Below are 20,949 nucleotides of genomic sequence, written 5' to 3'. Positions count from 1 at the left end.
CATAATCTTCATCGCGGGCAAGCCTTGCTCCCACAGATCCCACAGATCCCACCCATCAAGCATCCGGCTACACCTTGAACCGCGCCACCGTCTCATGCAGCGAGCCGGCCATCTGCGCCAGGTCCTGGCCGGCCGTGTCGGTATGCCGGGCCCCCAGCAGCACCTGTTCGGACAGGTTGCGGATGCCCACCAGGTTGCGATCCACCTCCCGGGCCACCAAGGCTTGTTGTTCCGTGGCGCTGGCGATCATCAGGTTGCGTTCGTTGATCTGCGAGATCGAACGGGCGATTTCATCCAGGGCATCGCCCGAGCGCTGGGCCACTTGCAAAGTGGTCTGCACCCGTTCGCTGTTGCTTTGCATGGCGGTCACGGCATGGCCGCTGTCCTGACGGATGTTGCCGATCATGTCCTCGATTTCCCGGGTAGAATCCTGGGTACGATGGGCCAGTGCCCGGACTTCGTCGGCCACCACCGCAAAGCCACGCCCGGCATCGCCGGCGCGGGCTGCTTCGATAGCCGCGTTCAAGGCCAGGAGGTTGGTCTGCTCGGCGATGCTGCGAATAACGTCCAGCACCGAACTGATGTCCTCGACCCGTCCGGCCAGTTGCTGAATGCGCGCCGACGTGTCCGTCACGCCATCGGCCAACGCGAAGATGGAAGCGACCGTCTGCTGGACCTGCTCACGGCCACGCTGGGCAGTCTGCTCGGAAACGCGCGATGCCTCGCTGGTGCTCACGGCGTTGCGCGCCACTTCATCCACCGCGGCGGTCATCTGGTTGACCGCCGCCGCGGCCTGCTCGATCTCCATGCCCTGCAGTTGCAAGGTGCTGTTGGTCTGGCTACTCACGGCGCTCAGTTCTTCGGATGAACTGGCCACCCGGTCCACCGATGCCGCGATGTGGCGGACCATGGTATTGAGGCTCTGCTGCATGTCGTGCATGTTGCTCATCACGCTGTCGTTGGCGCCGCCACTCACCGGCACGCGGATGGTCAGGTCACCCTGGGCGATGTGGTTGAGAACCCGCGCCGCGTCGTCGGGCTCGCCGCCCAAGGGACGGGTCACGCTGCGAGTCACCAGGATCGCGACCGTGCTCACCAGGGCCAAGCACGCCAACACCAGCGCCAGCATGTTGCGCCGCGCATCGTTGTAGCGTTCCTGGGCCAGGCGTTCGCGCTCGGCAAACAACCTGCCCTGCATCGCCATCAGCCCTTCGAGGCTTTTGTATACCTCACGCTCCGCCGGGATCACGCCTTGCCGCAGCTGCGTCATTGCCTCATCCGTCGCCCCCTGGCGGATCAACGCCTGCACCTGGACGAACGCGGCCACGTAGGCCTCTCGACGCTTCTTCAGTTCGGCATAGGCCGCCTTGCCCTCGGGCTGGAACAGCAGCGGCTCCAGCGTGGCGAAGGCCTGGGTGATGCGTTGTCGGGTGGTGTCGATGGATTGCTGGACCTGGGCGTTGTTCTTGTCGATCAACAGGTCACGGGTGTTCCTGGCGTTATCGCGCACCCCCGTGGCGATCACCATGATCGGGTCGATCTTCGGCCAGTCCTGGCGAACGATCTGCTCGGCCTGATCGCGCAGCGCCGCCAGGTCGTGCAAGGCGTACAACGCCAGGGCGATCAATGCCAAGGGTGCGATGGCAAAGCCGATCACGATACGTTGGGCAGTGGTGAGTCTGGTCATATCAAATGCTCCCTGTTCAACTACCTGCCGATCCGGCAGCGCATTTGAAAACCTTGGAAAGAAAATGGCCCGGTCAGGCCGAGCCGCTGTGCCTCATCGCGCAGTGATCAACTGCGCAACACGAACGAGGGGAATAATTCGCGCAGGGCGCCCCACAGCTCGGGCTGCAAGGCGTGTGCCGAAACGCTGGAGAGATAGGGATCGAGCATCCGCGCGGTGCGCACCAGTTGCACGGCAAACCGCGTCACGCCGCGCTCGCTCAGGCGCCGGGCCAGGCTCAGCAAGCGCTCAGGGTCGAACAGATGCCAATGAACCGTGGTGCGAACTTCATAATCAACGCCGCTGTCCAGCAGGTGGTCCAGGCTGCGCCAGTTGGCGGCGCCGCTGCCTTCGACCCGGGTCACGTCCAGCGCGTCTTCGGGCAGGGCCTTGATGTCGAAGCCGACCCAGTCGGCGCGACCAACCACCTTGGCGAAGGCCGCCGGCTTGATGCCGGCACTGTGCAAGCCGATGCGAAACCCCATCTGCCGCACCTCCTCCATGGCCGACGCCAGGCCGTCCTGCAAGGTCGGCTCACCACCGCTGAACACCACGGCATCGAGCAGGTCCTGGCGGCGCTGCAAGAACGCCAGCACCCGGCACCAGTCCACCTCTTCGCTGCCACGCGGCGCGATCAACTGCGGGTTATGGCAGTAACGACAACGCCAGGCGCAACCCTGGCAAAACAGTACGCAAGCCAACTGGCCCGGATAATCGAGGGTGGTCAGGGGCACCATGCCCCCGACCCGCAGCACTCGACTCATGGACGCCCGGCCGCGCGTTCGGTGAAGTGCACCCGCTCGCGGTGTTCGGACTGCTTGCCCGGATTGAAAGCCGCCACCGGACGGTGATAGCCCATCACGCGGGTCCAGACTTCGCAACGTTGACGCTGTGCCTGTGGAACGGTGTGTGATGCGTTCATGGATGAAGCTCCTTGCGGTCGATGGATCGAATCAGTGAACGGTGGCCTGGCGCTGTTGTTGCAGCAGCAGGGCCTCGTCACATTTGGGGCAGAACTCATGCTCGCCGGCCAGGTAGCCGTGAACCGGGCAGATGGAGAACGTCGGTGTCACGGTGAGGTACGGCAGCCGGAAACGTCCGAGGGCCTTGCGCACCAGTTGCTTGCACGCTTGCGTGGAGGAAATCTGCTCGGCCATGTACAGGTGCAACACGGTGCCGCCGGTGTATTTGCATTGCAGCTCGTCTTGCAGCTCCAGGGCTTCGAACGGATCGTCGGTGAAGCCCACCGGCAGTTGCGAGGAGTTGGTGTAATACGGAGCGACCGGGCTACCGGCCTGCAAGATGTCCGGGAAGCGCTTGAGGTCCTCCTTGGCGAAACGGTAAGTGGTGCCTTCGGCGGGGGTGGCTTCCAGGTTGTACAGATGGCCGGTTTCTTCCTGGAAACGCAGCAGCGTGGCCCGAACGTGATCCAGCAGCCGGAGGGCAAACGCCCTGCCCTGTTCGGTGTGCAAGCCCTGCTGGTCATCGGTGAAATTGCGCAGCATTTCGTGCAGGCCGTTCACGCCGATGGTGGAGAAGTGATTGCGCAGGGTACCCAGGTAGCGCTTGGTGTAAGGGTACAAGCCGGCATCCATGTGATGCTGGATGACCTTGCGCTTGACCTCCAGACTCTCCTTGGCCAGTTCCATCAGGGTATCGAGGCGTTGCAACAACGCGCTGGTGTTGCCTTTGTACAAATAGCCCAGACGTGCGCAGTTGATCGTCACCACACCCAGGGAGCCGGTCTGTTCCGCCGAGCCGAACAACCCCCCGCCGCGCTTGAGCAGTTCGCGAACGTCCAGTTGCAGACGGCAGCACATCGAGCGCACCTGGTTGGGCTGCATGTCCGAATTGAGGAAATTCTGAAAGTACGGCAAACCGTAGCGGGCGGTCATCTCGAACAGCCGGTCGGCGTTCTCGCTGTCCCACGGAAAGTCATGGGTGATGTTGTAGGTCGGGATCGGAAAGGTGAACACTCGCCCTTTCGCATCGCCGGCTTGCATCACCTCGATGTAGGCGCGATTGAGCAGTTCCATTTCCGCTTGCAGGTCGCCATAGGCGAACGGCATTTCCTCGCCACCGATCACCGGGATCTGCTCACGCAGGTCCTGAGGGCAGACCCAGTCGAACGTAAGGTTGGTGAAGGGGGTCTGGGTGCCCCAGCGTGACGGCACGTTGAGGTTGTAGATGAACTCCTGCAACGACTGGCGGACCTCATCGTAGCTGAGGTTGTCCTTGCGCACGTAAGGGGCCAGATAAGTGTCGAACGAGCTGAACGCCTGGGCGCCGGCCCACTCGTTCTGCAGGGTACCGAGGAAATTCACCATCTGCCCCAGGGCACTGCTCAAGTGCTTGGGCGGCCCGGCCTCGACCCGCCCTGGCACACCGTTGAGGCCTTCATGCAGCAAGGTGCGCAGCGACCAGCCGGCGCAGTAACCGGCGAGCATGTCCAGGTCGTGGATATGCAAGTCGGCCTCGCGGTGGGCCTCGCCGATGGCCTGGCTGTAGACCTCGTCCAGCCAGTAGTTGGCGGTGACCTTGCCCGACACGTTCAGGATCAACCCACCGAGGGAGTAACCCTGGTTGGCGTTGGCCTGCACGCGCCAGTCTTCGCGGTCCAGGTATTCGTTCATCGACGTGGCGACTTCCACCAGGGTACGGCGGTCCCGGCGCAGGCGACCATGTTGCTCGCGATAGACGATATAGGCGCGCATGGACAGGAAATACCCGGCGTCCATCAGAACGCGTTCGACGCGGTCCTGGATCTGCTCGACGTTCAAGCGTGTCTGTCCTTCCAATCGAGCCAACACGGCTTCGAGCAATTGTTCGGCCTCGGCTTCGGCGTATTCGCCAGTGGCCTTGCCAGCGGCGATCAACGCCTGGCGGATCTTGTCCGCGTCGAAGGCAACCACACTGCCGTCGCGCTTGTGCAAGCGGTTACATCCTACTGAGATCAATGTGCTCTGCATTTGGGCTCCAGACACTACATATAGATATATTTAGCTATAAAGACACAATATGCAGTAATGTTAGGCCCGATAGGTTTAATTGAAATTGATTGATGTCAAGAATTGGGGGTGGTCTGAAAGCTAACTCATCAACATTCCCTGTGGGAGCGGGCTTGCTCGCGAAGGCGTCAGATCAGTCAACATCTTCAGCGACTGACCCACCGCCTTCGCGAGCAAGCCCGCTCCCACAGGGTGTTTTGGTGTCTGCCAGGTAAATGCCTAACCCCCACTCATGTTCATGAACCGCACAATCTGCACCTCGCCACCGGGGTTGAAGTCATGGCGCAGCGGTTTGCCGCGCAGCGCTTGTTGCACCGCGTGGATCACCGGCTGGTCATCCAGCGGATAGCGCCGCAGCAAGCCCCGCAGGTCTAGGGAATCTTCCTGACCGAGGCAGAGCAGCAGCCGCCCTTCAACGGTCATGCGCACCCGGTTGCAACTGGCGCAGAAGTTATGGGTATTGGGGGAAATAAAACCGATGCGGGTGTCCGGGTGACGCTCCAGGCGCACATAGCGCGCCGGCCCGCCGCTGGTTTCGGCGCTGTCGAGCAGCCGATAACGGCTGGCGATCGCAGCCTTTACCTCGTCGCTGGAACAGAACGCCTCGCCCCGGGAACGCCCCACCTCCCCCAAGGGCATTTCCTCGATGAAGCTGATGTCGATGCGCTGTTCGACGGCGTATTGCACCAACGCCGGGACTTCATCGAAGTTGCGCCCCTTCATCACCACGCAATTGAGCTTGATCCGCTCGAACCCCGCCGCCTTCGCCGCCTCGATGCCCGCCAGCACCTGATCCAGGTTGCCGTTGCGGGTGATCGCCCGAAAGCGCTCGCCATCGAGACTGTCGAGGCTGATGTTCATGCGCTTGACGCCAGCGTCCACCAGCGGCCGGGCCAGGCGGCCCAACTGCGAACCGTTGCTGGTCATCACCAACTCCCGCAGGCCGGGCAGTGCCGCGATGTCGCGACACAACCCGACGATGCCGGGACGGATCAGCGGCTCGCCACCGGTCAGGCGAATCTTCTTCACCCCCATGCCGACGAACAACCGCGCCAGCCGCTGCAATTCCTCCAGGGTCAACACTTGCTGACGCGGCAGGAAGGTCATGTTTTTCGCCATGCAATACACACAGCGAAAATCACAACGATCGGTCACCGACATCCGCAAATAATCGATCTGGCGCCCAAATCCGTCCTGCAACACCGCGTTCATGAATACCCCCTGTTTGACCCGGTGCTCACTGCACCAGCGGTGAGTCGGCGCCCTGGAGATGAATGCCACGGATGTCCGCCGCACCAATCAGGGTTTGCAGGTACTGCACCAACGCCTTTTGCCACACCCCCTGCTGCAACTGGGTCCGGATCGCCGTCGCTACCGCCTCGTAGGGCAGCGGCTGACCTTCGATACGCTGGTCGATGCTGATCACATGCCAGCCGTAGCGGCTCTCCAGCGGTTTACCCGCCAGGCCTGCTGGCAGGGTGAACAGCTGACGCTCCAGCTCCGGCACGGTCTGGCCCTTGCTGATCTGCCCCAGCGACCCGCCCTGCTCCTTGGAGGGGCACGCCGAGTACTTCTGGGCCAGCTCGGCGAAGCTGCCCGGATGCTGATCCAGGCGTTCCAGCAACAGCTCGGCCTGCACGTGAGCCAGGCTGCGGGCCTCGGCATCGTCCGGCGCGCATTCGAGCAGGATGTGCCGCACCGCCAGCAACGGAGCACTGTGGAAACGCGCCCGGTTGCTCTCGAAGTAGCGCCGGCAGGTGGCCTCGTCGCATTGCGGCACCTGCACCTCCCGTTCGAGCAGCAGCCGGGTGGCCGCTTCCTCTTCGTTTTCACCGGCGGCGACCTGCAACGACAGGCCCAGCTCGGCGATACGTTGCTGCAACAGCTCACGGATCACCAGGGCTCGTGCGGCCTGATAGACCGCCTCCTCGCGGCTTTCGGCCGGGTGGTATTGCAACTCCAGCGCCATCGACTGGGGACTGATAGCGACCCCGTTGACACTGATGATCGGCCACTCCTGCTCGCTGCTGGCGATCAGCTGCGGCGCTTCGTCGACTGCCGCCAGGCCGGCCTGGGCCGGCTCGAACTGCACCGCCCCCGCCGGATCGGCATCGGCAACCGGCGCAGCCGCCGGTGCCGCTTTAGCCGAAGAACCACAACCACCACCGCCGCCGTTACCGCCACCACATCCGCATCCACTTGCCATGATCGTCTCCTCAGAACTTCTGCCGAACGATTTGATAACGACGTCCCAGGTACCAGACCGGCGCGCTGACGATGTGGACCAGACGGGTGAACGGGAACAGCACGAACAGAGTCAGGCCCAACAGCACGTGGAGCTTGTAGACCAGGCCGACCGGCGCTATCGAAGTAGCGGCTTGCACCGGACGCAGCAGTACGGTGTTCTGGGCCCAGTCGGCCAGCATCACCATCACCGAGCCGTCCATGTGCGCCGTGGAGGCGACGATGGTCATCAGGCCGAGCACCAGTTGCACCAGCAGCACGACGAGCACCAGGATGTCCGAGGTGTTGGACGTGGCGCGAACCCGTGGGTCAGTGAGGCGGCGGTTGAGCAGCATCAGCAAACCGATCAGGCCCAGCACACCGAAGAAACCACCGGACAGCATCGCCAGCAATTGCTTGTTCTCGGTGCTCAGCACGTGGTGGTAGATGGCCGAAGGCGTCAGCAGGCCGACGAAGTGGCCCGCCAGTACGAACAACACGCCGACGTGGAGCAGGTTGCTCGCCACACGCATGCCGCCCTTGCTGAGCATCTGGCTGGAGCCGGCCTTCCAGGTGTACTGGGACAGGTCGAACCGCGCCCAGCTGCCAATCAGGCAGATCGCCAGGGCGACGTAGGGATAAACCCCGAACAACAACAGATCCCACTTAGACATTGCCTACCTCCCCGGCAGGCGCAGCGGCCCGCCCTTCATGCTGAAAATCCACCCAATGCAGCGGCACCGCGCTTTCTTCCCGGGCCTTGCCCGGCGCGTTCGGCAACCCGCCGCAGCGGTCCTGCTGCTCGGCCTTCATGAAATCCACCGCCTCTTCTTCCCAGACCCGGTCCAGGGCTTCGAGGGAGTCGTCCCGGGGCTCGGCCTTGACTTGCTCACGCAGTTCGGCGACCGCGCCCTGGGGTTCGGCCCCGGCAATCTGCAACAAGGCCCGGAAGCAACTGGCATAAACGCTTTCGCGCTCCTCCAGGCGCGCCGCGAGCAAGGCCAGCAAGTGCGCGACGTCCGCCAGGCCCTCGCGGGCCTCCAGGTCGTCGCGGGTGGACAGGAATTCCAGGTACAGCGGAATGTAATCGGGCAGTTCCTTGACGCCGATGGCGAAACCGGCCTCCTCGTACTGGGCCATCATGTCCACCATGGCCTGGCCGCGGTCGCGGGACTCGCCATGGACATGTTCGAACAGCAACAGCGACAACGAACGGCCACGGCCAAACAGCGCGCCGTAGTGTTCCTGGCCGTCCATCAGGTCCTTGCTGCAAATCACTTCCAGCAGCTCGAACAACCCTGCTCGTTGATTCGGACTGATTTCCCGCGCCTGGAGAATCGCCTGTTCCAACTCGTCACGACCGGCCACCAGGGTCTCGGTCGGGTAATCGAGCAGCAACGAAATCACCTTGAGAATTCGCATGCTCAGTCCTCCCACAACTGCACGGTCTTGATCACGTCGCGACGGTTGGCCTTCTTGCCGCCGAACATGTTGGTGTCGGAGCTGCCGCTGCAACCACTGCCGAAGCTGAAGCCGCAACCGGAGCGTTCGGCGAACGCGTCGCTCATGGCTTCTTCGCGGTGGGCGCTTGGCACGACGAAGCGGTCCTCGTAGTTGGCGATCGCCAGGTAGCGGTACATCTCGTTCACCTGGTTCACGTCCAGCCCGACATCGGCCAGCACCTTGAGGTCCTGCACACCATCGACCTGTTCGGAACGCTTGTAGGCGCGCATCGCCAGCAAGCGTTTGAGGGCCAGCTTCACCGGTTTCTCGTCGCCGGCAGTCAGCAGGTTGGCCAGGTAGCGCAGCGGGATACGCAGGCTGTCGACGTCCGGGATCACCCCGTTCATGCCTACGGTACCGGCTGCGGCGGCGTTCTGGATCGGCGACAGCGGCGGCACATACCAGACCATCGGCAAGGTGCGGTATTCAGGGTGCAATGGCAGCGCGAGCTTCCAATCCACGGCCATCTTGTAGACCGGCGAGCGTTGCGCCGAGTCGATCACCGACTGCGGCACGCCATCGGCCAGGGCCTGGCGGATCACCGCCGGGTCGTTCGGGTCGAGGAAAATCTCCAGTTGCTTCTCGTACAGGTCCTTTTCATCGGCGGTGCTCGCCACTTCGCTGATACGGTCGGCGTCATACAGCAGCACGCCGAGATAACGGATGCGGCCGACGCAGGTTTCAGCGCAGACCGTCGGCATCCCCGCTTCGATGCGCGGGTAGCAGAAGATGCATTTTTCCGACTTGCCGCTTTTCCAGTTGAAATAGATTTTCTTGTACGGGCAGCCACTGATGCACATGCGCCAGCCACGGCATTTCTCCTGATCGATCAGGACGATGCCGTCCTCTTCGCGCTTGTAGATCGCCCCGCTCGGGCACGATGCCGCGCACGCCGGGTTCAGGCAGTGCTCGCACAGGCGCGGCAGGTACATCATGAAGGTGTTTTCGTACTCGCCGTAGATGTCCGCCTGGATCTTGTCGAAGTTCTTGTCCTTGCGCCGCTTGGCGAATTCAGTGCCGAGGATTTCCTCCCAGTTCGGGCCCCACTCGATCTTTTCCATGCGCTTGCCCGACACCACCGAGCGCGGCCGTGCGACCGGCTGGTGTTCGCCCAGGGGGGCGGTGTGCAGGTGCTGGTAGTCGAAGTCGAACGGTTCGTAATAGTCGTCCAGGCCTGGCAGGTCCGGGTTGGCGAAGATGTTGGCCAAAACACGGAACTTGCCGCCGATGCGCGGGTTGATCGAGCCGTCTGCATTGCGGATCCAGCCACCCTTCCACTTGTCCTGGTTTTCCCATTCCTTGGGGTAGCCGATGCCAGGCTTGGTCTCGACGTTGTTGAACCAGGCGTACTCCATGCCTTCGCGACTGGTCCAGACGTTCTTGCAGGTGATCGAGCAGGTGTGGCAGCCGATGCATTTGTCCAGGTTCAGGACCATGCCGATTTGTGAGCGAATCTTCATATCAATCTCCTCAATCCAGCTCGGTCGGCAGTGGACGTGGCAGGTCATCGCTGCTGGAACCGTCGAGCCAGTCGACCTTGGCCATCTTGCGCACCACGACGAATTCGTCGCGGTTGCACCCGACCGTGCCGTAATAGTTGAAGCCGTAGGCCTGCTGGGCGTAGCCGCCGATCATGTGGGTCGGCTTGAGCACGACGCGGGTGACCGAGTTGTGGTGGCCGCCGCGGGTCTTGGTGGTTTCCGCGCCGGGCACGTTCACGATCCGTTCCTGGGCGTGGTACATCATCACCATGCCTTCCTTGACCCGCTGGCTGACCACCGCACGAGCAGTCAACGCGCCGTTGGCGTTGAAGCACTCGACCCAGTCGTTGTCCTCGATACCGGCGCGCCGGGCGTCGATTTCCGAGAGCCAGATGATCGGGCCGCCACGGCTCAAGGTGAGCATCAGCAAGTTGTCGGTGTAGGTACTGTGGATGCCCCATTTCTGGTGCGGGGTGATCCAGTTCAGGACGATCTCGGTATGGCCATTGGTGCGCTTGCCCTTGACCACCTCGATGGTGCGGGTGTTGACCGGCGGCCGATAGCTCATCAGTTGCTCTCCGAACGCCTGCATCCAGGGGTGATCCTGGTAGAACTGCTGGCGACCGGTGATGGTGCGCCATGGGATGGACTCATGCACGTTGGTGTAGCCGGCGTTGTAGCTCACGTGATCGTCTTCCAGGCCGGACCAGGTCGGGCTGGAAATGATCTTGCGCGGCTGGGCCTGGATGTCGCGGAAGCGAATCGCTTCGTGCTCCTTGGACACCGCCAGGTGGCTGTGGTCGATGCCGGTGAATTCCGACAGCGCCGCCCAGGCTTTCACGGCGACGTGGCCGTTGGTTTCCGGCGCGAGGGACAGGATCACTTCGGCGGCGTCGATGGCGCTGTCGATCTTCGGCCGGCCCTGGCTGATGCCGGAATCGACTTCGCGGTGATTCAGATCACCGAGGAATTTCACTTCGGTGTCGGTGTTCCAGTTGATGCCCTTGCCGCCGTTGCCGAGTTTTTCCAGCAGCGGGCCCAGGGACGTGAACTGCTTGTAGATGTTCGGGTAGTCGCGTTCCACCACTTGCAGGTTGGGTGCGTTTTTGCCCGGCTGCGGTGCCACGCCGGCGGTTTTCCAGTCGGTGCCACCGAAGGGCTGGGCCAGTTCGCCGACGCTGTCGTGCATCAGCGGTACGGTGACCAGGTCTTTCTCGACACCCAGGTGCCCGACGGCCATGGCCGAAAACGCCTTGGCGATGCCCTTGTAGATTTCCCAGTCCGAACGCGACTCCCAGGCCGGGTCGATGGCGGCGGACAGCGGGTGGATGAACGGGTGCATGTCCGAGGTGTTCATGTCGTCTTTTTCGTACCAGGTGGCGGTCGGCAAGACGATGTCGGAATAAACGCAGGTCGAGGACATGCGGAAGTCCAGGGTCGTCACCAGGTCGAGCTTGCCGATGGCGCCCTCTTCCACCCATTCGGCCTCGGTGGGCTTGCAGTGGCCGACCTTGCCGATGTCCTCGTTCATCACGCCGTTTTTGGTACCCAGCAGGTACTTGAGCATGTACTCGTGGCCCTTGCCCGAGGAGCCGAGCAGGTTGGAGCGCCAGATGAACATGTTGCGCGGGAAATTCGCCGGGTTGTCGGGCTGTTCGCAGGCAAAGCGCAGGGAACCGTCCTGCAGCGACTTGACTACATAGTCCTTCGGTTCCAGGCCGGCAGCAGCGGCTTTACGGCAGATGTGCAGCGGGTTGGTGTTGAGTTGCGGCGCGCTGGGCAACCAGCCGGCCCGCTCGGCGCGGATGTTGTAGTCCAGGGCGTGTTCGGGGAACTGCGACTTGTCGGCCAGGGGCGAGAGCACGTCGTGCATGTTCATCTTCTCGTGGCGCCACTGGGAGCTGTGGCCATAGAAGAAGCTGGTGCCGTTCATCTGCCGTGGCGGCCGGTTCCAATCCAGGCCGAAGGCCAGGGGCAGCCAGCCGCACTGCGGACGCAGTTTCTCTTGGCCGACGTAGTGGGCCCAGCCGCCACCGGTCTGGCCGATGCAACCGCAGAGCATGAGCATATTGATCAGCCCGCGGTAGTTCATGTCCATGTGGTACCAGTGGTTCATCGCCGCACCGACGATGATCATCGAACGTCCACGGGTCTTGTCGGCGTTGTCGGCGAACTCGCGGGCGATCTGGATCGCCTTCTCGCGGCTCACGCCCGTGATCTGTTCCTGCCAGGCCGGCGTGCCGGGTACCGAGGCGTCGTTGTAGTCCTTGGCGACGTTGGCGCCCCCCAGGCCACGGTCGATGGCCAGGTTGGCCGCCGACAGGTCGAACACGGTCGCCACTTTCGCCACGCTGCCGTCGGCCAACACCACGCTGTGCACCGGCACCCGGCGGAACTGCACCGCGTCGCCCGCCACGTGCTGGAAATGCTCCTGGGATTCACCGGCAAAGTACGGGAATGCCACTTCGGCCACGTCGCCACCGATCAGGCTCAGCTTGAGATCGACCTCGCGACCTTCGCCGCCTTCACGGGGCAGGATGTTCCACTTGCCCTGCTCGCCCCAGCGATAACCAATGGAGCCCTGGGGGGAAACCAGTTGGCCGTCGGCGTCCAGGGCGATGGTTTTCCATTCCGGGTTGTTGTCCTGGCCAAGGTTGTCGGTCAGGTCGCTGGCGCGCAGGAACCGATCTGGCTGGTAGCCTGAGCCGGGCGCTGCGCCGAGCATCGGCTTGAGCATGACCAGCACCGGCAGGTCGGTGTAGCGCTTGGCGTAGTCGGTGAAGTAGGCGCTGGGCTTGTCCAGGTGGAATTCTTTGAAGATCACATGGTTGAACGCCTGGGCCAGCGCGGCGTCGGTGCCCTGTTTGGGGTTGAGCCACAGGTCGGTGAGCTTGGCGACTTCCGAGTAGTCCGGGGTGATCGCCACGGTCTTGGTGCCCTTGTAGCGCACCTCGGTGAAGAAGTGGGCATCAGGGGTCCGGGTCTGCGGGACGTTGGAACCCCAGGCAATGATGTAGTTGGAGTTATACCAGTCGGCCGATTCCGGCACGTCGGTCTGCTCGCCCCAGACCATCGGCGAGGCCGGCGGCAGGTCGCAGTACCAGTCGTAGAAGCTCAGGCACGCGCCGCCGATCAGCGACAGGTAACGGGCACCGGCGGCATAGCTGACCATGGACATGGCCGGGATCGGCGAGAAGCCCACCACCCGGTCAGGGCCGTGCTGCTTGACGGTGTAGACGTTGGCCGCGGCGATGATCTCGTTGACTTCTTCCCAGCTGGAGCGGATGAAGCCGCCCATGCCGCGCTTGCTCTTGTACGAGTCGGCCTTGGCCTTGTTCTCGACGATGCTGGCCCAGGCTTCCACCGGTGGCAGGCTCTGACGGGCCTGGCGCCACAGCTTGAGCAATGGCTTGCGCACCTTCGGGTACTTGAGCCGGTTGGCGCTGTAGATGTACCAGCTGTAGCTGGCGCCACGAGGGCAACCGCGGGGTTCGTGGTTGGGCAGGTCGTTACGGGTGCGCGGGTAGTCGGTCTGCTGGGTTTCCCAGGTGATCAGGCCGTTCTTGACATAGATTTTCCACGAGCAGGAACCGGTGCAGTTCACCCCGTGGGTGGACCGCACGATCTTGTCGTACTGCCAGCGGGAACGGTAGACGTTCTCCCAGTCCCGGGACTCCTTGCGGGTCTCGCCGTGCCCCTGCGAAAACTCGCCTTGCTTGCGGTTGAAGAACCGCAGTTGATCCAGTAAATGACTCACAGTGTCTTCCTCTCAGGCTTGCTCCGCGGGGTCTTCGCCCCGCCCACGCAATAGTTGATTCGTCTTAGCAGGGTGTGGCCGCGCCTTTGCGGGCGTACCACCACCAAGTCACCAGGATGCAGCTCAGGTAAAAGCCGACGAACATGTAGAAGGCCATCTCCGGGCCGCCGGTCAGGGCCATCGAAGTGCCAAAGGATTTGGGGATGAAGAACGCACCGAAGGCGCCCATGGCCGAGCTGAAACCCAGCACCGCCGCCGACTCCTTGCCGGCGTCCTTGAGCGCCTGCTCGCGCTGCTCGGGCTTCTTACCCAGGGCGGCTTTCTCATGGAGGGTGCGGAAAATCACCGGGATCATGCGAAAGGTGGAACCGTTGCCCACGCCGGTGGTGATGAACAGCAGCATGAACATGCCCAGGAAGCCGTAGAAGCTGCCGCCCTGCCCGCCTTGTGGCAGGAAGTGCATGACACCGAACACCATGACGATCATCAGCACGAAGTTCCACAGGGTGACCTTGGCGCCACCGAGCTTGTCCGCCAGCCAGCCACCCAAGGGCCGGACCAGCGCGCCCACCAGAGGGCCGAGAAAGGCGAATTTCAGGGCGATGACTTCGGGAAACGAAGTCTTGATCAGCAGGGGAAACGCGGCGGAAAAACCGATGAACGAGCCGAAGGTCGCCAGATACAGCCAGCACATCAACCAGTTGTGCTTGCGCTTGAAGATCACCGCCTGCTCGCTGAACGAAGCGCGGGCGCTGGACAGGTCGTTCATGCCGAACCAGGCAATCAGGGTCACGGCCAGGATGAACGGCACCCAGATGAAACCGGCGTTCTGCAGCCACAACGAGCTACCATCGGCCAGTACTTGCGGATGGCCGCCCATAAAGCCGAACACACCGAAGGAGATCACCAGCGGCACGCAGAACTGCATCACCGACACACCCAGGTTGCCCAGGCCGGCATTCAGGCCCAGGGCGGTGCCCTGTTGGGATTTAGGGTAAAAGAAGCTGATGTTGGACATGCTCGAGGCGAAGTTGCCGCCACCGAAACCGCACAGCAGTGCGATCAGCACGAACACGCTATAGGGCGTGGCCGGATCCTGTACCGCGAAGCCCATCCACAATGCTGGCATCAGCAGCGAGGCGGTGCTCAGGGCCGTCCAGCGCCGGCCGCCGAAGATCGGCACCATGAATGAGTAAAAGATTCGCAAGGTGGCCCCGGACAGCCCCGGCAGCGCCGCCAGCCAGAACAACTGGTCGGTGCTGAAACTGAAACCGATGGCGTTCAGGCGCACGATCACCGTGCTCCAGACCATCCACACGGCGAAGGCCAACAGCAGCGCCGGGATCGAGATCCACAGGTTGCGCCGCGCGGTCTGTTTGCCACTGCGGCCCCAGAAGGCCGGGTCTTCCGGGCGCCAGTCATGAATGACCGGGCCTTTGTCAGGCGTTTGCAGAACGGACATGTTCTTCTCCTTGGGCAATGCTGGAAAACGGGGATTGGCTGGCAGGCGGTTGCTTGCCCAGCAGCGGGCGCTTGCGCATTTCGCTGAAATACATCCAGGTCAAGGAGACCCAGACCACGCCGTACAACAACATGAAGCAGGACGAGCGCACGCCGGTGAGGTCCACCAGGGCGCCGAACATGATCGGCAGCACGAAACCGCCCAGGCCGCCGGCCAGGCCGACGATGCCGGACACCGCGCCCATGTTTTTCGGATAGTCGTTGGCGATGTACTTGAAGACCGAGGCCTTGCCGAACGCGAAGGCGATGCCCATCACGAACAACAGCACGGTGAACAGCGTGGCGTTGAGGCCGATATGGAAATCGATGATGCCGTTGACGGTCTGCACTTGCAGTTGGGTCTGGGGGTAGGACAGCAGGAACAGGCAGATCCAACTCACCCACAGCACCCACCAGGTCACACTCTGGGCGCCCCAGCGATCCGACATCCAGCCACCGACCGCCCGCAGCACACCGCCGGGCAGGGAGAAACATGCCGCCAGCAGCGCCGCGCTTTGCAGGCTGAAGCCGTACTCCTGCACGTAGTACTTGGTCATCCACAGCGCCAGGGCCACGTAGCCACCGAACACGATCGAGTAGTACTGGCAGTAGCGCCACACGGCTGGCTCTTTCAAGGCCCTGAGCTGTTCAAGCAGACCGGCGCCACCGCTGCTGCGGTGTTCTTCCTTCTCGGCGGTGAGGAACCAGAACAACAGCGCGGTGATGAACAGAATGGCGCTGAACACCTTCGGCACCAGGTGCCAGGAGCCGAGGGCAATCAAGGCCGGGGCCAGGAACTTGGTCACCGCGGAACCGGCGTTGCCGGCACCGAAGACGCCCATGGCAAAGCCCTGGTTCTGTTTGTCGAACCACTTGGCGACGTAGGCGATGCCGACCGAGAAGGAACCACCGGCCAACCCGACGAACAGGCCCAGCACCAGGAACTGCCAGAACGCGGTCGCCAACGTGATCAGGTAGAGCGGCAGGACGCAGGAGAGCATCAGCAGGAAGAACACGATCCGCCCGCCGAAACGGTCGGTCAGAAGCCCCAGGGGCAAACGCACCAGCGAACCGGTCAATACGGGCGTGGCGGCCAGCAGGCCGAATTGGGTTTCGTTGAGGGCGAGCATCTCCTTGATCGGAACGCCCAGCACGGCAAACATCATCCAGACCATGAAGCACACGGTGAAGGCCAGGGTACTCATCCCCAGTACCAGCCCTTGTTGCACTTGCGCTCGCATTACGCTGCACCCCAGTCAGTTCGATGAGCGCAGACTAGTGATGCCTACCCCGCAAAAACTTGACGTGAGTCAAAGAGCCACTTGGGGGTACTGGCCTATGCTTGGCCCGTCTACCTCCAAGGTGGTAGATCGGGATTCAGATAAAACCCTTTGTTTATCAATATCCTGGGCAATTTGGCCGAAGCTTTTACAGAAACGGAACGGCCGAGAACTCTTTAGAGGTAGTGCGCCAGGATCGGCTGCCATACCCCCAGTCCAGGCGCCCTACCATGTCCGGGTTGCACATTTTCCTGCCGGGTCAGCCGCGATGATGAGCTGGCTGCGCAGCTCCCTGCCCGCGCGCGCGGGGGTGGCGGTGATCCTGATCGCCATTCTGGCCCTGGCCAGTTCTCTGAGTGCCGGGCTGATCGCCTGGTTCAGCCAGGGCGACGCGGCGGCGATCAACACGGCCGGCTCGGTACGCATGGAAACCTACCACCTGAGCTGGAAACTGGCGGCGGGCGATACCGCCGCCATCCCGGCCATCGTCGAGAGCCTGCAGCAACGCCTCAATAGCCCTTCCCTTCGCGCCGTGCTGGAAGACGGTCCGACTACCGCGTTGCATCAGAGCTATCGCGATCTCCTGCAACGCTGGAATGGAGCGCTGCGGCCCGCCGTCGAGCGCGGCGATTCGGCTTTCTTCCAGACCAGCGCGGACGCTTTCGTCGCACAACTGGATCAGTTCGTCACGTTGTTGCAGCGCCAGAGCGAGCACAAACAGGGCTGGCAACAGACGATCCAGGGCATGGCGCTGTTCAGCACCATGATCATCCTGCTGATCGGCCTGTATGAATTGCAGTACAGCGTAGTCACACCGTTGCAGGAGCTGGTGGACGCGACCCAGCGCTTTCGTCGGGGCGAGTTCCAGGTGCGGGTCAATCATCAGTCCGAGGATGAACTGGGCCAGTTGGCGACCAGCTTCAACACCATGGCCGAAACCATCGAGCAATCCCACCGCACCCTGGAAGACCAGGTTCGGCAAAAGACCTTGAACCTGCAACAGGCCAATGCCGCCCTGGAGCTGCTCTACCAAAGCAGCCGCAGCCTGGCGACGCGCCAGGCCAATGCCGAGGGGTTGGATGAATTGATCCGACGCTTCCAGCAACGACTGCCCGGCCTGCGCCTGTCGCTGTGCCTGCAAGGGCAACTCCAGGCACCGGCACGACAACTGCTGGCCTTGCATGGCGCCAACAGCCGCCAGGTGTGCGCCAGTAGCGACTGCGCCACGTGCGAGAAACACCACTCTACCCGGCCACAAACGTTCAGCATCAGCAACCAGGGCAACGAGCTTGGCGAACTCAAGGCGCATTTTGTCGACGGCCACTTGGCGCAACCCTGGGAAACCGAGTTGATTCAGGCCCTGGCCAACCTGATCGGCACATCGCTGTCGCTCAAACGCCAGCGTGAACAGGACCATCGCCTGTTGTTGCTCGACGAGCGCACGATCATTGCCCGGGAGTTGCACGACTCGCTGGCCCAGGCCCTGTCGTACATGAAGCTGCAAGTCAGCCGCATGCAGACCCTGATGCGTCGCGGCGAACCGGTGCAAACCCTGGAGACAGTGACCGGCGAGTTGCGCGAAGGGCTCAACAACGCCTACCGGCAGTTGCGCGAATTGCTGACGACCTTCCGTTTGCAGATCCACGACGACGGTCTGGTCCAGGAGCTCAAGGACACCGCCGAAGAGTTCTCCAACCGTGGGGATTTTCAGGTGCATCTGTTCATCGACACGCTGGCGTTCGAGCTGTCGGCCAGCGAACAGATCCATATCCTGCAAATCACCCGCGAAGCGTTGTCCAACTGCCTGCGCCATGCCCATGCCGAGAACACCTGGCTGGAATTGCGCCAGGAAGGCGAGACGGTGCGGCTGTCGATCGAAGATGATGGCCGGGGCTTCAGCGGCGAGGTCGACCAGCGCGAGCATCACGGCCTGAACATCATGAACGAACGGGCCCGCAGCCTGCGCGGCCAACTGCAGATTCTCTCCCGAACACCCCAGGGCACCCGTATCCAGGTGCATTTCCAACCGGAATTCCTGGGCCAACACTCCGAAGGCATCGCAACATGAACGCCCCCCTGCGCCACACCCTGCTATTGGTCGACGATCACCCGATGATGCGTCGCGGGATCCGCCAGATGCTCGAGCTTGAAGACGATCTGCAGATCGTCGGCGAAGCCAGCCACGGTGAAGAAGCGCTGACGCTGGTCGAACCGCTCAAGCCCGACCTGGTGCTACTGGACAACAACATGCCGCAATTGAACGGCATCGAAACGCTGCGTCGGTTACGCGCGATGAACTACACCGGCAAGGTGTTGCTGTTCACTGTGTCCGATGCCGAGGACGACATCCGCGACGCCCTGCGCCTGGACGCCAACGGATACCTGCTCAAGGACATGGAGCCTGAATTGCTGATCCAGTACATCCGCGACGCCCTCCACGGCGCCCTTGTGATCAGCCCCGGCCTGACCCGCGTCATGGCCCAGGCCCTGCGCTCCCCGCCGCGCCAGGCGGACGTGGAACTGACCGAGCGCGAACGCCAGGTACTCAGGGCCATTGCCAGTGGCTTCAGCAACAAGGTGATCGGGCACAAACTGGGCATTACCGAAGGCACGGTCAAGGTCCACGTCAAGAACCTGCTGCACAAGCTTGGCCTGCGCTCGCGGGTCGAGGCCGCCGTCTGGGCCATGGAGCACCTGCGCAGCGCCGGCTAGCCGGCAGCCCGCGACCGTTAATGTTGGACCTGGACCATGGAGTTCACCTGCACCCGCGCCTGCATCTGCTCCGCCCCGCCACCCCGACGCATGCCCCGCACCGGGCAGGCATCGAGATAGTCCAGGCCGACCGCCAGTTTCAAGTGCCGGTCGGGACGGATCAGGCGGTTGGTCACGTCAAAGCTGTACCAGCCATCGTCCAGCCAGGCTTCGGCCCAGGCATGACTCGCCAGGTGGCTTTCATCCTCGGTACACAGATAACCGGAAACATAGCGCGCCGGAATGCCCAGGCTGCGGGCGCAGGCCAGGAACGCATGGGTGTGGTCCTGGCAAACGCCCGAACCGCCGGCAAACGCCTCGGCGGCCGTGCTGCTGACCGCAGTGGTACCGGGACTGTAGGGCATGCGTGCAACCAGGCCCTCCATCAAGTCCGTCAGCGCCACACGATCACGTCGCCCTGCGCATTGCTCCTGGGCAAAGGCGCTGAGGGCATCGTCCGCCTGGGTGAGACGGCTGGTGCGCAGGAACGGCAGCGGCGACTGATGGTCCGGCTCCATCTCCACCGTTTGATTGATTTGCACCTCGCCGTATGCGGTGAGCACCAGCGCGCCGTGGGGCTCGTCCATGGTCATCACGTGCAGGATGTTGCCGTAGGGATCGAGCTGGCTGCGCACCAGGCGCGGCAGTTCCAGATGCCATTGCAGCACACGCTGGCGCGGACTGTCCTTGGGCGTCAGGCGCAGGAACTGGATGCTGGTGCACACGTCATCGGTGTAACGGTAAGTGGTGTCGTGGCGTATGGACAGTTTCATACGACCTCCAGATAAGACTCGTGAACGGTCTGGCCCAGGTGACGGATCTGGCCAATGAGATCGGTCAGCCACTGATGCAGGCCCGATGCGAGGATCTCGTCGATCCCGGAATAACGCAGGCGTGCGTGCAGCTCGGCGGCCAGGCGCTGGGCCTGGCGGCCGTTATTACCGGGCAGGCTGGCGAGGATGTTATCGAGTTCCTCGATGCAGGCGAGCAACGAGCGCGGGACGTCGGCGCGCAGCAGCAACATCTCCGAGACCTGCTCGGCATTCGGCGCGTTCCGATAGATCTCGTTGAACGCCTCGAACGACGACAGCGCCCGCAGTAATGCGCTCCACTGGTAATAACCGCGGGCCGATTTGTCGCTGACCTCCTCCGACTCTTCGCCGAACATTTCGTAGCGTGCATCCAACAGGCGCAGGGTGTTGTCCGCACGCTCGATAAAGGTGCCCAGGCGAATGAAACAGTAGGCATCGTTGCGCATGATGGTGCCCGACGTCGCGCCACGGAACAGGTGCGAGCGCTCCTTGACCCATTCGCAGAAATGGCTGATGCCATAGCGGCCCAGGCCATTGCTGGCGATATTACGCATCTCCAGCCAGGTGGCGTTGATGTTCTCCCACATGTCGGCGGTGATGCGTCCGCGCACGGCATGAGCATTGGTGCGTGCCGCTCGCAGGCAGCTGTAGATGCTGCCGGGGTTGGTGTCGTCCAGGGCGAAGAAATGCAGCATATGTTCGCTGTTGAGCGCGCCATAACGGGCGTTGTAATCGTCCAGCGTGCCGGCCGCCAGCAGTGACATCGCCAGCTCGGCATGGCCGTCGCTGCGCCCGGCCTGGGGCATCAGCGACAGCGAGTAACTGACTTCGAGCATGCGCGCCAGGTTCTCGGCGCGCTCCAGATAACGGGACATCCAGTAGAGGTCCGAGGCGGTTCTTGAAAGCAT

The 20,949-nt window shown here is 62.8% G+C and carries 16 protein-coding genes; 2 read left to right on the top strand and 14 right to left on the bottom strand.

Annotation, left to right across the window (positions count from 1 at the left end; all coding sequences use genetic code 11):
* Nucleotides 1-67: 67 nt before the first annotated feature.
* From LCU97_RS03810 to LCU97_RS03760, 12 genes are all read right to left on the bottom strand, one after another.
* Nucleotides 68-1,687, bottom strand: a complete 1,620-nt coding sequence (locus LCU97_RS03810) for a methyl-accepting chemotaxis protein (RefSeq protein ID WP_232775602.1) — start codon at nucleotides 1,685-1,687, stop codon at nucleotides 68-70.
* Nucleotides 1,688-1,794: 107 nt separating this feature from the next.
* Nucleotides 1,795-2,490, bottom strand: a complete 696-nt coding sequence (locus LCU97_RS03805; protein ID WP_232775601.1) for an anaerobic ribonucleoside-triphosphate reductase activating protein — start codon at nucleotides 2,488-2,490, stop codon at nucleotides 1,795-1,797.
* Entirely contained in the window at nucleotides 2,487-2,648 is a 162-nt protein-coding gene (gene nrdD / locus LCU97_RS26620; RefSeq protein WP_053151391.1) for an anaerobic ribonucleoside-triphosphate reductase, read from the bottom strand. The genes LCU97_RS03805 and nrdD overlap by 4 nt, the downstream gene beginning before the upstream one ends.
* A 31-nt stretch (nucleotides 2,649-2,679) precedes the next feature.
* Nucleotides 2,680-4,695 (bottom strand): ribonucleoside triphosphate reductase, encoded by a 2,016-nt coding sequence (locus LCU97_RS03800; RefSeq protein WP_269802824.1) that lies wholly within the window; start codon nucleotides 4,693-4,695, stop codon nucleotides 2,680-2,682.
* A 258-nt stretch (nucleotides 4,696-4,953) separates the two neighbouring features.
* Nucleotides 4,954-5,946, bottom strand: a complete 993-nt coding sequence (moaA, locus tag LCU97_RS03795; protein ID WP_232775600.1) for a GTP 3',8-cyclase MoaA — start codon at nucleotides 5,944-5,946, stop codon at nucleotides 4,954-4,956.
* A gap of 25 nt (nucleotides 5,947-5,971) precedes the next feature.
* Nucleotides 5,972-6,940: a peptidylprolyl isomerase gene (locus LCU97_RS03790; RefSeq protein WP_232775599.1), complete on the bottom strand. Its 969-nt coding sequence runs from the start codon at nucleotides 6,938-6,940 to the stop codon at nucleotides 5,972-5,974.
* Nucleotides 6,941-6,950: 10 nt separating this feature from the next.
* The gene (gene narI / locus LCU97_RS03785) at nucleotides 6,951-7,631 is read right to left on the bottom strand and encodes a respiratory nitrate reductase subunit gamma (protein WP_232775598.1); all 681 of its coding nucleotides are present in this window, start codon (nucleotides 7,629-7,631) and stop codon (nucleotides 6,951-6,953) included.
* On the bottom strand, nucleotides 7,624-8,379 hold the full coding sequence (gene narJ, locus LCU97_RS03780) for a nitrate reductase molybdenum cofactor assembly chaperone (protein WP_053151373.1): 756 nt from the start codon (nucleotides 8,377-8,379) through the stop codon (nucleotides 7,624-7,626). The genes narI and narJ overlap by 8 nt, the downstream gene beginning before the upstream one ends.
* A 2-nt stretch (nucleotides 8,380-8,381) precedes the next feature.
* Nucleotides 8,382-9,920, bottom strand: a complete 1,539-nt coding sequence (gene narH, locus LCU97_RS03775) for a nitrate reductase subunit beta (protein WP_232775597.1) — start codon at nucleotides 9,918-9,920, stop codon at nucleotides 8,382-8,384.
* A gap of 10 nt (nucleotides 9,921-9,930) precedes the next feature.
* Nucleotides 9,931-13,698 (bottom strand): nitrate reductase subunit alpha, encoded by a 3,768-nt coding sequence (locus LCU97_RS03770; RefSeq protein ID WP_232775596.1) that lies wholly within the window; start codon nucleotides 13,696-13,698, stop codon nucleotides 9,931-9,933.
* A gap of 64 nt (nucleotides 13,699-13,762) precedes the next feature.
* Complete coding sequence (locus LCU97_RS03765) at nucleotides 13,763-15,160, bottom strand: NarK family nitrate/nitrite MFS transporter (RefSeq protein ID WP_053151365.1); 1,398 nt, start codon at nucleotides 15,158-15,160, stop codon at nucleotides 13,763-13,765.
* Nucleotides 15,138-16,439 carry an MFS transporter gene (locus LCU97_RS03760; protein WP_053151355.1) on the bottom strand — a complete coding sequence of 434 codons (1,302 nt, stop codon included), beginning with the start codon at nucleotides 16,437-16,439 and terminating at the stop codon, nucleotides 15,138-15,140. The genes LCU97_RS03765 and LCU97_RS03760 overlap by 23 nt, the downstream gene beginning before the upstream one ends.
* 307 nt (nucleotides 16,440-16,746) lie before the next feature.
* Between LCU97_RS03760 and LCU97_RS03755 the strand changes: the two genes are divergently transcribed.
* Nucleotides 16,747-18,546 carry a HAMP domain-containing protein gene (locus LCU97_RS03755; RefSeq protein ID WP_232775595.1) on the top strand — a complete coding sequence of 600 codons (1,800 nt, stop codon included), beginning with the start codon at nucleotides 16,747-16,749 and terminating at the stop codon, nucleotides 18,544-18,546.
* On the top strand, nucleotides 18,543-19,190 hold the full coding sequence (narL, locus tag LCU97_RS03750; protein WP_053151353.1) for a two-component system response regulator NarL: 648 nt from the start codon (nucleotides 18,543-18,545) through the stop codon (nucleotides 19,188-19,190). The genes LCU97_RS03755 and narL overlap by 4 nt, the downstream gene beginning before the upstream one ends.
* A gap of 17 nt (nucleotides 19,191-19,207) precedes the next feature.
* Here narL and LCU97_RS03745 read toward each other — a convergent pair whose 3' ends face one another.
* Nucleotides 19,208-20,002: a transglutaminase family protein gene (locus LCU97_RS03745; RefSeq protein ID WP_053151352.1), complete on the bottom strand. Its 795-nt coding sequence runs from the start codon at nucleotides 20,000-20,002 to the stop codon at nucleotides 19,208-19,210.
* The gene (locus LCU97_RS03740; RefSeq protein ID WP_232775594.1) at nucleotides 19,999-20,949 is read right to left on the bottom strand and encodes an alpha-E domain-containing protein; all 951 of its coding nucleotides are present in this window, start codon (nucleotides 20,947-20,949) and stop codon (nucleotides 19,999-20,001) included. The genes LCU97_RS03745 and LCU97_RS03740 overlap by 4 nt, the downstream gene beginning before the upstream one ends.

The sequence above is a fragment of the Pseudomonas uvaldensis genome, assembly GCF_021271205.1.
In the GTDB taxonomy this organism is placed as follows: Bacteria; Pseudomonadota; Gammaproteobacteria; order Pseudomonadales; family Pseudomonadaceae; genus Aquipseudomonas; species Aquipseudomonas uvaldensis.
Note: the sequence above shows the minus strand (reverse complement) of the source record. Positions and strands in the feature narration are given on the sequence as shown.